General features: G+C 53.4%; 12 protein-coding genes. 11 read left to right on the top strand and 1 reads right to left on the bottom strand.

Going from position 1 to position 12,694, the window contains the following annotated elements; all coding sequences use genetic code 11:
- Window positions 1-7: 7 nt before the first annotated feature.
- From C8N40_RS08380 to argH, 6 genes are all read left to right on the top strand, one after another.
- Entirely contained in the window at window positions 8-1,162 is a 1,155-nt protein-coding gene (locus tag C8N40_RS08380) for an aspartate aminotransferase family protein (RefSeq protein ID WP_108211321.1), read from the top strand.
- Window positions 1,162-2,112 (top strand): Rossmann-fold NAD(P)-binding domain-containing protein, encoded by a 951-nt coding sequence (locus tag C8N40_RS08375; protein ID WP_108211320.1) that lies wholly within the window; start codon window positions 1,162-1,164, stop codon window positions 2,110-2,112. Before C8N40_RS08380 ends, C8N40_RS08375 begins: the two co-directional genes overlap by 1 nt.
- Before the next feature lie 192 nt (window positions 2,113-2,304).
- Window positions 2,305-3,093 (top strand): acetylglutamate kinase, encoded by a 789-nt coding sequence (argB, locus tag C8N40_RS08370; RefSeq protein WP_108211319.1) that lies wholly within the window; start codon window positions 2,305-2,307, stop codon window positions 3,091-3,093.
- A 203-nt stretch (window positions 3,094-3,296) separates the two neighbouring features.
- Window positions 3,297-4,112 (top strand): pyrroline-5-carboxylate reductase, encoded by an 816-nt coding sequence (proC, locus tag C8N40_RS08365; RefSeq protein WP_108211318.1) that lies wholly within the window; start codon window positions 3,297-3,299, stop codon window positions 4,110-4,112.
- 12 nt (window positions 4,113-4,124) lie between these two features.
- Window positions 4,125-5,192, top strand: coding sequence for a M20 family metallo-hydrolase (locus tag C8N40_RS08360; RefSeq protein WP_108211317.1), 1,068 nt, complete (start codon window positions 4,125-4,127; stop codon window positions 5,190-5,192).
- Between the two features lie 144 nt (window positions 5,193-5,336).
- Entirely contained in the window at window positions 5,337-6,671 is a 1,335-nt protein-coding gene (gene argH / locus C8N40_RS08355) for an argininosuccinate lyase (protein WP_108211316.1), read from the top strand.
- A 90-nt stretch (window positions 6,672-6,761) separates the two neighbouring features.
- Here the strand turns inward: argH and C8N40_RS08350 are convergent, their stop codons facing one another.
- Entirely contained in the window at window positions 6,762-7,412 is a 651-nt protein-coding gene (locus C8N40_RS08350) for an MCP four helix bundle domain-containing protein (protein WP_245905045.1), read from the bottom strand.
- 220 nt (window positions 7,413-7,632) lie between these two features.
- Between C8N40_RS08350 and C8N40_RS08345 the strand changes: the two genes are divergently transcribed.
- The 5 genes from C8N40_RS08345 (at window position 7,633) to C8N40_RS23420 (ending at window position 12,556) form a co-directional block, all read left to right on the top strand.
- On the top strand, window positions 7,633-8,355 hold the full coding sequence (locus C8N40_RS08345; protein ID WP_108211410.1) for a C39 family peptidase: 723 nt from the start codon (window positions 7,633-7,635) through the stop codon (window positions 8,353-8,355).
- A gap of 3 nt (window positions 8,356-8,358) precedes the next feature.
- Complete coding sequence (locus tag C8N40_RS08340) at window positions 8,359-9,837, top strand: RimK family protein (RefSeq protein ID WP_108211314.1); 1,479 nt, start codon at window positions 8,359-8,361, stop codon at window positions 9,835-9,837.
- Entirely contained in the window at window positions 9,818-11,086 is a 1,269-nt protein-coding gene (locus tag C8N40_RS08335) for a carboxylate-amine ligase (protein WP_108211313.1), read from the top strand. Before C8N40_RS08340 ends, C8N40_RS08335 begins: the two co-directional genes overlap by 20 nt.
- Window positions 11,080-11,799, top strand: coding sequence for an N-formylglutamate amidohydrolase (locus C8N40_RS08330; protein ID WP_108211312.1), 720 nt, complete (start codon window positions 11,080-11,082; stop codon window positions 11,797-11,799). The genes C8N40_RS08335 and C8N40_RS08330 overlap by 7 nt, the downstream gene beginning before the upstream one ends.
- 133 nt (window positions 11,800-11,932) lie before the next feature.
- Entirely contained in the window at window positions 11,933-12,556 is a 624-nt protein-coding gene (locus C8N40_RS23420) for a YqaE/Pmp3 family membrane protein (RefSeq protein WP_425440654.1), read from the top strand.
- Window positions 12,557-12,694: the final 138 nt, after the last annotated feature.

Genomic DNA, 12,694 nt, shown 5'->3' with positions numbered 1-12,694 from the left:
TTACAGCATGAATCTTTTCGATGTTTATCCGCTCTTTGATATTTCGCCCGTTCGTGCCCAGGGTGCCTACGTTTGGGACGACAAGGGCAAGCGCTACCTCGACCTGTACGGCGGTCATGCCGTTATCTCCATCGGTCACAGCCATCCCCACTACGTGAAGCGCATCGCGCGCCAGCTATACGATATCGGTTTTTACTCTAACTCGGTTCAGATGCCCATGCAGCAGGAGCTTGCTGATAAGCTGGGTGAACTGAGCGGCTACGAAAACTACAGCCTTTTCCTGTGCAACTCCGGGGCTGAGGCGAACGAGAATGCCCTGAAGCTGGCCTCTTTCCAGACGGGCCGCAAAAAAGTCATCGCCTTTAAAGGGGCTTTCCACGGACGTACTTCTGCCGCCGTGGCCGCCACCGACGACACCAAGATTCAGGCGCCTATCAACCAAACGGATAACATCATTTTTCTGCCTTTAAACGATGTGGCTGCCTTTGCCCATGCGCTGCAGGAGCACGGTTCAGAGCTAGCTGCTGTGATAGTGGAAGGCATTCAAGGCGTGGGTGGCGTGCAACTGCCGGAGCCTGCATTCCTGAAAACGCTGGCCGCTGGCTGCGAAAAAGTGGGTGCCCTGCTTATACTGGATGAGGTGCAGTCCGGCTACGGCCGCTCGGGTAAGTTCTTTGCCCATCAGCACGCGGATATAAAACCCCACCTGATTACAATGGCCAAGGGCATGGGAAATGGTTTCCCGGTAGCCGGTGTGTTGATTCATCCGGATATAGAGGCCCGTCATGGCATGCTGGGCACCACCTTTGGCGGAAACTACCTGGCTTGCGCTGCAGCACTGGCTGTGGTAGAGGTGATAAAAGAGGAAAACCTGATGGAGAACGCCCAGCAGATAGGGCAACGCCTGATGAACGCGCTGCGCCAGCTGCCAGGTATAAAGGACGTACGTGGCCAGGGACTGATGATAGGGGTGGAGCTGGATAAACCTTGCGCCCCTATCCGCAAGCAACTGCTGGAGGAGTACCAGATTTTTACAGGCTCCTCATCCGACAAAAACACGCTGCGCCTCTTGCCACCGTTGTGCATTGGCGCCCGCGAAGTAGAGAAATTCATGCAGGCTTTCGAGGCCATCCTGTACCAAACCGAACCGCAATCGATCTAATGAAAAAATATACTTCTGTGCATGACGTGTCTGACCTGAACCAACTGGTGGAGGAGGCGCAGCACCTGAAAGCGAATCCCTATAAGTATAAAACCCTCGGCGAGAACAAGACGCTGGGGCTGATTTTCCTGAATCCGAGCCTGCGCACGCGCCTGAGCACACAGAAAGCCGGCCAGAACCTGGGCATGAACGTGATTGTGATGAACCTGGACAAAGAAGGCTGGGCACTGGAGACGCAGGAGGGGGCCATCATGAACGGCACCACGGTAGAGCACATTAAAGAGGCCGCCGCTGTGATGGGCCAGTACTGCGACATCATCGGCATTCGCTCGTTTCCGAAACTGCAAAATCGCGACGAGGATTACAATGAGGAACTGCTGAATCAGTTTATCCAGTACACTAAAAAGCCAATCGTGAGCCTGGAGTCGGCTACGCGTCACCCGCTGCAGAGCCTGGCGGACTTGCTGACGATTAAAGAAAATGCCGCTTCCGGGAAGCGCCCGAAAGTAGTGTTGAGCTGGGCACCTCACATCAAGCCAATCCCGCAGTGCGTGGCTAACTCCTTTGCCGAGTGGATGGGGCAGGCAGACGTAGAGCTGGTCATCACGTACCCGGAAGGCTATGAACTGGCTGAGGAGTTTACCCAAAACGCCACCGTAACCACAAACCAGCAGGAGGCGCTGCAGGGCGCAGACTTCGTGTACGTGAAGAACTGGTCGAGCTACACCGCGTACGGAAAAGTGCTGACAGACGGGGAGGGCTGGATGCTGACTAACGAGAAGCTGCAGGCCACCAACAACGCCAAGGTGATGCACTGCCTGCCGGTGCGCCGCAATGTAGAGTTGAGCGACGAAATTTTGGACGGACCGAACTCGCTGGTGCTGGAGCAGGCCAATAACCGCACCTACGCCGCCCAAGCTGTGCTCAAGCGCATGCTGGAAGCTTTGTAGTTACTCGTTATTGGTTGTTCGTTGTTAGTATTCGATTTTACTGGCGCCTGTTTCCAAACTGGTGCTAACGAGTGAAAGTCGCGTCTCTGACTGCACTGGCGCCACAGGCAATAAATTAAAGTATAGCGGATACAAAGCATGGGATAAAGTATAGTCCTTTGCCTTTTGTCATAAAGTCTTTTGTCAATAAATATGATTATAGTAAAAATAGGCGGCAACATCCTGGACAATCCGGAGCGCTTGCAGTCGTTTTTAGCTGATTTTGCCCAATTGCCGGGACCCAAACTGCTGGTGCATGGCGGGGGCAAAATTGCCTCAGCCTTTGGACAGCGGCTGGGCATTACCCCGAAAATGGTTGATGGCCGCCGCATTACGGATGCTGAAACGCTGGAGTTGGTAACCATGGTGTATGGCGGATTGGTAAACAAGCAGGTGGTGGCCAAACTGCAGGCGCTTGGCTGCAACGCCATCGGCCTTACCGGTGCTGACGGTAACATCATTCCGGCGCAAAAGCGCCCAGTGAAAGCGATAGATTACGGATTTGTCGGCGATGTGGCCGGTTCGGAAAGTATAAATGTGGCTGCGCTGGAGGCAATTATAGAGGCCAGACTTACGCCTGTTTTTGCGCCGCTCACGCATGACAGCCAGGGCAACATGCTCAACACCAATGCCGATACCATTGCCTCGGTACTGGCCACGGCACTGGCACCAAAGTATAAGGTGCAGTTGGTGTATTGTTTCGAGAAGAAAGGCGTGCTGCAAAATGCAGAGGATGATAACTCGGTTATCGCCCACATCCATACAGAAAAGTATAAAACGCTGAAGGAGGAAGGCGTGGTACATGCGGGTATGATACCGAAGCTGGACAATGCCTTTGCCGCGCTGCAGCAGGGCGTGGCGCAAGTCCTTATTTGTGAGGCCGAGGCGTTGACAAGTATAAATACTGCCCGTTACAGCGGCACTACCATCAGCCTGAACTAATGGAGCAGCAGGAACTATACGCACAGGCCGTCGGGCTGCTACAGTCATCACGCAGATGGCAGGCAAAGGGGGCCTGGCCGGCACCTTGATCACACTGTAGTTTGATTTGCTATGGAAAGGGCTGCCGTAAGGCTTGGTAAAATTACTTATATTGCTTCTATGGCATAGTGCCCTTTCCTTATACTACAGCAATGACAAGCACAATGACAGAATCCAAAAAAATAGCCATCATAGGCGGCGGTAACATGGGTGTGGCCCTGGCTAATGGAATTGTTGCTTCCGGTCTGCACCGGGCAAGCGACATTACCCTTACCCGCCGCAACCTTCGCTCCCTGGAAAGCCTGACCCAGGAAGGCTTCCATGTAACCAGCAATAACGAGGCGGCAGTGGCAGGAGCAGATATCATCATTCTAAGTATCCTGCCGCAACAGCTGAATGGTGTGATCGATGCTATTGCCCCTGTCGTAGACCCGAAGCGCCACCTGTTTGTTTCCATTGTGACAGGGGTGAAAGTGGCCGATATCATACAGCGTGTGGGTAAAGAGGTACAGGTGATCAGAGCCATGCCAAATACGGCCATCGCCATCCGTGAGTCTATGACCTGTATCGCAGGAAGTATGGCTACCGAGGAGAATCAGGCGCTGGTGCGGCAGATTTTCCAGGCCGTGGGGGATACGGTGGAGATAGAGGAGGAGCTGATGACCTCAGCAACGGCGCTTTGTGCCTGTGGCATTGCTTTCTTTTTGCGCTCTATACGCGCGGCAACGCAAGGGGGCACCGAAATAGGCTTCCATGCCGGGGACGCCCTACGCATGGCAGCACAAACGGCAAAGGGGGCGGCATCCTTACTGCTTCACTTCCAGAGCCACCCTGAGAACGAAATCGACAAGGTTACCTCTCCGAAGGGATGCACCATTGCCGGACTTAACGAAATGGAGCACCACGGCTTTAGCTCTGCCATGATCAAGGGAATAAAAACATCCTCCCATAAAGCCGAGCAGCTCTATAAGAACGAATAATTTCAGTATAGCATGTCCAAGAAAGACCTCTACAACGAGGCTGTAGAATTACTTAGTTCATTGATTGCTACCCCCTCTTTAAGCAAAGAGGAAGGTAAAACCGCTGTCCTACTTGCCGGATTTCTGAAAAGCCATGGTGTAGAAGAAGTTCACCAGCAGCAGTATAACCTATGGGCCTTCAACAAACACTACAACCCAAAGTTGCCCACCCTGCTCCTCAACTCACACCACGACACGGTAAAGCCCAATGCCGGTTATACCCGTAATCCGTTTGAGGCAAGTATAGAAGACGGCAAGCTCTTTGGCCTGGGCAGCAACGATGCCGGCGGTTGCTTGGTGTCGCTGATAGCCACATTTTTATACTTCTATGAGCGGCAGGAACTGAAGTATAACCTGGTATTGGCGGCCACGGCAGAAGAAGAAATTAGCGGGCAAAACGGCATCGAAAGTATACTTTCGCAGTTGGGCGACCTGGAGGTAGCCATCGTGGGCGAGCCCACCGAAATGCACCTGGCCGTTGCTGAGAAAGGGCTGATGGTGCTCGACTGCACGGCCCGTGGCAAAGCCGGACACGCCGCCCGCGAAGAAGGCATCAATGCCATTTACGAAGCCTTGCCCGACATCCAGTGGTTTCAAAGCTATACTTTCCCGAAAGTATCCGAGCACCTGGGGCCGGTGAAGATGAGCGTCACGGTGGTGCAGGCCGGCACGCAGCACAACGTGGTGCCCGATACCTGCGCCTTTACCGTGGACGTGCGCCTGACCGATGCCTATACGATGGAGGAGGTACTGGAAACGATACAGCAACATGTAAAAGCTGACGTTAAGCCGCGCTCCATGCGCCTGAGGCCGTCCAGCATCCCGCTGGAGCACCCGCTGGTGCAGGCAGGCATCAGTATGGGCCGCAAAACCTACGGCTCACCGACTACTTCTGACCAGGCGCTACTGCCTATCCCGTCGCTTAAGATGGGCCCCGGATTCTCCGGCCGCTCGCACATGGCCGACGAGTACATCTACCTGCACGAGATAGAGGAAGGCATAAAACTCTATATCGAGCTGCTGGAGAAAGTAATAGTTTAATGATGCGTGAATAATGCGTAATGAATACTAGGTATGGACAAAAGTTATTCAAGCTACAAGTATAGTTTACTCATTCATCATTAATAATTCCTCCATTAATTGTTAATTCACTCAATCACTCACCCACTCATTCAAAATTAAAACATGAAGCTTTGGCAAAAGAACACGACTGTAGCCGCTGAGATAGAGAAATTTACCGTTGGCCGCGATGCGGAGCTGGATATGGAGCTGGCACGCTTTGACGTGCTGGGCTCGCTGGCGCACACGCAGATGCTGCAAAGTATAGGCTTGCTCACGGCTGAGGAGTTACAGGTGCTGCAGGCGGAGCTGAAGAACATCTACAAAAGTATAGAGGCGGGTGATTTTGCCATTGAGCAGGGAGTGGAGGACATTCACTCGCAGGTAGAGCTGGAGTTGACCAGAAGAGTAGGAGAGGCTGGAAAAAAAATCCACAGCGGCCGCTCGCGCAACGACCAGGTGCTGGTAGACCTCAAGTTATACTTCCGCCACCAGTTGCAGGAGGTAGTGCAGGAGGTGCAGGCTTTGTTTGAGGTGCTGCAGGCCCAGAGCGAAAAGTATAAACACGTGCTGCTGCCAGGTTACACGCACCTTCAGGTAGCGATGCCCTCGTCGTTTGGCCTGTGGTTTGGCGCTTATGCCGAGAGCCTGGTAGACGACATGCAACTGCTGCTGGCTGCCTATAAAATTGCGGATAAAAACCCGTTGGGCTCTGCTGCCGGATACGGTTCCTCTTTCCCGCTCAACCGCCAGATGACGACCGATTTGCTGGGTTTTGAAAGTATGAACTATAACGTGGTGTACGCCCAGATGGGCCGTGGCAAAACCGAACGCACCGTAGCCGTGGCCTTGGCTGCTGTGGCTGCTACCCTGGCCCGCATGAGCATGGACCTGTGCCTGTACATGAGCCAAAACTTCGGCTTCGTAACGCTGCCCGACCACCTGACTACCGGCTCCAGCATCATGCCGCACAAAAAGAATCCGGACGTGTTCGAGCTGCTGCGTGGCAAGTGTAACAAGCTGCAGGCGCTGCCTACCGACATCAGCATGCTGCTCATCAACCTGCCCTCCGGCTACCACCGCGAAATGCAGTTGCTCAAGGAAAGTCTTTTTCCTGCCTTCCAGGAGCTTAAGAGCTGTCTGCAGATGATGGCCTACATGGCCGAGCAACTGCAGGTAAAGGAAGGTATTTTGGAAGATGAAAAGTATAAATACCTCTTCAGCGTGGATGCCGTGAACGAGTTGGTGCTGCAGGGCATGCCGTTCCGGGATGCCTACAAAGCGGTGGGAGAAAGTATAGACGCGGGCACCTTTGAAGCACCGGCTGAAGCCACCCATACCCACGAAGGCAGTATCGGTAACCTGTGCAACGATAAAGTCGCCGAGCAGATGCAGCAGCTGCTAGCGGCCTTTCATTTTGATCGCGTTGCGCAGGCCTATGCTAAACTGACCAGTGATTAATGGGGTTTGTCAGATTCTGATGACTCTCTTTCCTGCAGTATTAACAAGTAATCACGCATAACCCTTTGAATCACTGCTTCATTACTGGTCTTAGTTGAGGTGATACTTCTGGGGCTTGATGTTAGTAAGCTTTCTGGAAGACTGCAGGAGCGTGCCCACCAGCAGGGCAAGTATAACCGCCATGGCAATCACCAGGTAAGAGAGCACCTTCAGCGACGTCATCTGCCGTTCGGCGTCTTCATACAACTCATGGCCCACTTTCTCCTGAAGCTGGCTCAGCGCGTGCAGGGGCTTCAATAGCTCCTGGAACGCAGCCATGCCTTCCTGCCGAAACATCGCCAGGGCAGCAGGTTTGTCCCCGGCCTGGCTCATGTCAAGTATGGCTTGCTGGGTCTTGGCGTAATCTTTCCCGGCCTGCAGGTAATCCTGCAGGTCGCTGTTTTCCTGCGTGGTCAGGTAGGTAGCCCGGAACTTCTGTAACAGGGAGTCCAGGTCTGCCTCGTTCTGCGCCATCTCCTGCAAAACGCGCTGCTCTTCCTCTCCAGTGCTGGCCAGCAAATGCTCCTCCAGCAGCAGGCGGTTCTGGTAGTAGCGCTCCTGCATCGCCGAGATGTCCAGCGCCGGCACCAGCCTGTCGGCATACACCGATTTAAACTGGCCGCTCACCTTGGTCATGCTATAGCTCACAAACCAGTTCGCGGCCATGATGATCAGGAAAACAAAGCTAAGCGCCAGTGCCATCCGGTTTCGGTTCCCTATTCTGAAGCTCCAACTCATAGTATCAGGTACTTGTGCAATTTAAGGTAATCATTTCCCTCTGTTTTCCCAACTTCGTTTGCTCCGGATTGATTCCGGACAGCTAAATTTTAGCACGAAATATCTTGCTTATGTTTTAAAACTTTTGCCTGATGCAGCGTATAACAACACGTTGTTGTACCATTCTAAGGCAGATGTATTTTCAGTGATTCCGATAAAAATCCACACACAACCCGACGACTCGACCTGCGGCCCTACCAGCCTGCATGCGGTTTACCGGTATTTTAAAGATCCAATTTCGCTCAGCGATGTGATTAAGGAAGTCCCGTCGCTGGATGAGGGAGGGACGCTGGAGGTATTATTGGCATGCCATGCACTTAAGCGAGGTTACCGGGCTCGGATTTATACGTACAACATGTTCGTCTTCGACCCCACCTGGATCGGGTTGAGCAACGAAGACATTATCCTGAAACTGGAGGACCAACTAAAGTATAAAAAGAGCGCCAAACTGCACAGGGCCACGCAGGCCTACATTGAGTTTCTGCGGCTGGGCGGCGAGTTGCGCTGCCGGGACCTCAACAAGCAGCTGCTCAAGAAGTACTTTGACGCCGACATCCCGCTCCTGACGGGCCTAAGTGCCACCTACCTCTACCAAAGTGCCCGCGAGTATGCCGATGAGCAGGGAAACTCTGTTTACGACGACGTGCAGGGCTACCCGATGGGGCATTTTGTGGTGTTGTGCGGTTTCGGGGAGGATCAGAAAAGTATTGTGGTGGCCGACCCCTACCGCGAGAACCCATACTTTGGCGACAACTATTACGAAGTAAAAGGCACCCACCTGGTCAATTCCATTATGCTGGGAATGGCCACTTACGACGCTAACCTGCTGGCCATACTGCCGGCACACTATGAACCGCTCGAAGATTAAACCATGCGAAAAATAATTATTGTCGACTACCCCAAAGACTGGGAGGAGGCGATTGAGGATACCGAGGTGGTCGACGCCCAGACATACCTTACCAACCCTACTTACACCGACATCCGCAGCGCGCGCATCTTTAACCTGTGCCGCTCGCACCGCTACCAGAGCGCCGGCTACTACGTGTCGCTGCTGGCCGAGGCGCGGGGCCACAAGCCCATCCCCAGCGTGACGACGATGCAGGATCTCAAAAGCCCTACCATCGTGCGGGCCATCACCGTGGAGATGGAGGACCTGATCCAGAAAAGCCTGGCCGGGCTCAAATCAACGAGCTTTACCTTAAGTATATACTTTGGGCAGAACCTGGCGCAGAAGTATGAAAAGCTGTGCAAGGCCCTGCACGACCACTTCCAGGCTCCTTTGCTGCGCGCGCAGTTCGTGTACAAGGATAACTGGGTGCTGCAAAGCATCTCGCAGGTGCCTATTAACGAGGTTCAAGAAGATCACCGGAAGTATTTGAAGAGCTTTGCCAAGTCATACTTTGCCCGCCACCGCTTCTCGGGTGCCCGCATCAACCGCAAGGCTTACGACTTGGCCATCCTGGTGGATCCGCAGGAGAAGGCCCCGCCCTCGAACGAGAAAGCAATCCAGCATTTTGTGGAGGCCGCCGAGTGCCAGGGCTTTTACACCGAGCTCATCACCAAGGACGATTACCGCCGTCTGCCCGAGTTTGACGCCCTCTTTATCCGAGAGACAACTGCTGTAAACCACCATACGTACCGCTTTGCCCGGAAGGCCTATGCCGATGGCTTGGTGGTGATCGATGATCCGGTTTCTATACTCCGGTGCACGAACAAAGTATACCTGGCCGAGCTGCTGGCCAAAGCCAAGGTCCCAGTCCCCAAAACGATGATCATCCACAAGGATAACCGGCAGGAGGTGGTGAAGGAACTGGGGCTGCCCTGTGTGCTGAAGCTGCCCGACAGCTCTTTCTCGCAAGGAGTGGTGAAAGCCAAGGATGTAGAGGAGCTGCAGCAGGAGCTGGATAAGATGCTGGAAACGTCCGAGCTGATCATCGGGCAGGAATATACCCCCACCGAGTTCGACTGGCGCATCGGGGTGCTGGACAAGCAGCCGCTCTACGCCTGTAAATATTACATGGCCAAAGGGCACTGGCAGATATATAACTGGAACGGCAAACGGAAGCAGGACGAGGAAGGGGACGGCGAGGTGATCCCGTTTGAGCAGGTGCCTTTTCATGTGCTGCACACGGCCCTGAAGGCTGCCAACCTGATCGGCAACGGCCTCTACGGTGTAGACCTGAAGGAAATCGACGGGAAAGCCTACGTGATCGAAGTAAACGACAACCCAAGTATAGACGCCGGGGTAGAGGACAAAATTCTCAAAAAGGAGCTCTACGCATCCATCATAAAATCCATAAAGCAACGCATCGATAACCACAAAAACGGAAATGGCAGAACCGAAGGATAAACCAAGAAAGCCGCTGCACCTCTTCGAGGGATTTGGGGTGGAGCTGGAGTACATGATCGTGCAGCGCGACACGTTGCAGGTGCTGCCCATGACCGATAAGCTTATTTATGACGAGGTGGGGGAGTACCTCTCGGATGTAGAGTTCGGGGATATTGCCTGGAGCAATGAGCTGGTGCTGCACGTGGTGGAGCTAAAAACCCAGGGACCGGTGAAAAGCCTGGTGAACCTGCAGGAGAAGTTTCAGGAGCATGTGCAGAAGATTAACGCTATGCTGGCTAAGTATAACGCCATGCTGCTGCCCACCGGGGCGCATCCGCTCATGAACCCTTTTACCGAAACAAAGCTGTGGCCGCACGAGCATAACGCCGTCTACGAAGCCTATAACCGCATTTTCGATTGCCGGGGCCATGGCTGGGCCAACCTGCAGAGTACGCACCTGAACCTGCCCTTTTATGATGACGCCGAGTTTGAGAAACTTCATGCAGCCAGCCGGGTGCTATTGCCCATTATGCCGGCCCTCAGCGCCTCCACGCCCATTCTGGATGGAGCCATCACCGGCCTTAAGGACACGCGCCTGGAAGTATACCGGAAGAACCAGGCGAAAATCCCCAGCATAACAGGCCAGGTGGTGCCGGAAGCCGTGTTCTCAAGGGCAGCTTATGAGGAGCAGGTGCTGCAGCCCATGTACCGTGAGGTGGCGCCTTACGACCCGGAGGGTACGCTGCAGGAGGAGTTCCTCAACTCGCGCGGTGCCATTGCCCGCTTCGAACGCAATACCATCGAAATCCGTCTGCTGGACATACAGGAAAGCCCCTTAGCTGACCTGGCTATACTACAGGCCATTGTTAGGGTATTGCAAGCGCTAATTGCCGAGCGCTGGGTGTCGCTGCAGGAGCTCAAGTCCTGGCGCGAAGACCGTCTCTCGGCTATACTTTTAGAAGTGATTGCCAAAGGCCAGGAGGCCATACTTGCCGATAAGGATTACATCCGTCTTTTTGGCTACGACTGTAGCGAGGACTGCACGGTGGGGGAGCTGTGGAAGCACCTGGTGCAGGACGTTATCTCGCTGGACGAGCAGCCGGAAGTGGCGAACGCTTTAAATATTATTGTTTCCCGTGGCAACCTTTCCAAGCGGATTCTGACGGCCCTGGGCGCTTCGCCCACGGAGGAGAAGATCCGGGAAGTATACCATCAGTTGGCGGTATGCCTGCAGAAAGGTGGCGTATTCTTACAAAATGAACCATGCTGAAAACCCTGATTACCTGCGAGCACGGCGGCAACGAGATTCCGCCGGCACACGCAGGATTGTTTACCGATGCGAAAGAGCTCCTGCAATCGCACAGAGGATATGACATAGGCGCACAGGAGCTGTTAGAAAACTTAACCGATTTAGCTGATAAAACATTTTACGCTACTATCTCAAGGTTACTCGTGGAGCTTAACCGCTCGTTGCACCACCGGAACCTCTTCTCGGAAATAACCAGGAAGCTGCCCCAGCCGGAACAGGAGCAGATCCTCAAGGCGCATTACCATCCGTACCGGGAGCGCGTGGAGGAGCTCATACAGGATCTGGTGATGGTGGGGCACCAGGTGCTCCATATCTCCGTGCACAGCTTTACGCCCGTGCTGGACGGGGAGGAGCGGCAGGCAGACATCGGCTTGCTCTACGACCCGAAGCGGGAGGGAGAGCGTAATTTTTGCCGTGACTGGAAAGAGGCCTTCCGCGAGCAGCAGCCCGAGCTGGTGGTACGGTTTAATTACCCCTACTTAGGGGTTTCCGATGGCTTTACGACTTATTTACGCCGCAAATTCACTGATCGGCAATACATTGGCATTGAGCTGGAGGTGAACCAAAAGTTCCCGCTGGAGGGCGGGGCAAAGTGGAAGCAGTTGCAGCGAAGCGTAAAACAAAGCCTGAAGCTTGTGCAGGCAAAGTATAAAACGAATGCAGATAATGATTAAATTTGTGTATTAGGAAAACAAAATATCTTCATTTGTAGTATTTAAACTAGCATCTGCCTACAGGTGCGGCAACTCCCTGTGCACGTGTAGGTTTCAAAGTGAGACAACATACTTTTAACTTTAAGGAAAGACTATGAGAATTAAGAATCTACTTCATTTAGTTGTGGTACTGGCACTAGGACAATTCCTTTTCTCCTGTAACTCAACAGAATACTATAAATTTTCGCCGGCCAAACCAGAGGCCTATAACACTCCTGTAAAAGCCAAACCAGCCCCTCAGGTGGAGGAAGTGGAAGACCTTACCCCGTCCCTGGCAATGGCCATGGCTACCGAAATAGAAACCACTGCACCTGCTGCAGAGCCTGTGCTGGAAGCAAGTGTTAAAGCCGAGCCTGCTGTGGCCCCACGTAAATCTGCAGCTGTGGTAAAAGCACCAGCCGCGAAGGAAGAAGTGAAACTGGAAGATCGCGAGATGACTTCTGTTGAGGCCGAAGCACTTGCCCTTGCCAAAGAGCGCCTGGCGGACATGACCAAGGCTGAGAAAAAAGAACTGAAGAAGGAAGTGAAGGAGATGATGCGCCAGAGTGGCTCACGTACCTCCGTAGTGGAGATCATCCTGGCAGTTATCCTCCCGCCGCTGGCTGTATTCCTGCACGATGGCATCGGTACTTCGTTCTGGATCAACATCATCCTGACGCTCCTGTTCTTTATACCAGGTATCATTCACGCACTGTTGGTGGTAACAGATACGATCTAACGCGATTTGTTAGTATAGCAAAAAAGGGAGAAGCACCGTGAGAACGGTGCTTCTTTCGTTCTACCGGTTCCGGAGCAGTCAAAGTATGTGATTGTAACAGACCCTACGAATATGGCCTTTGGGAAGGAGGCAACAGGA

Origin of the sequence: Pontibacter mucosus (genome assembly GCF_003054055.1) — a bacterium.
Lineage (GTDB): Bacteria > Bacteroidota > Bacteroidia > Cytophagales > Hymenobacteraceae > Pontibacter > Pontibacter mucosus.
Note: the sequence above shows the minus strand (reverse complement) of the source record. Positions and strands in the feature narration are given on the sequence as shown.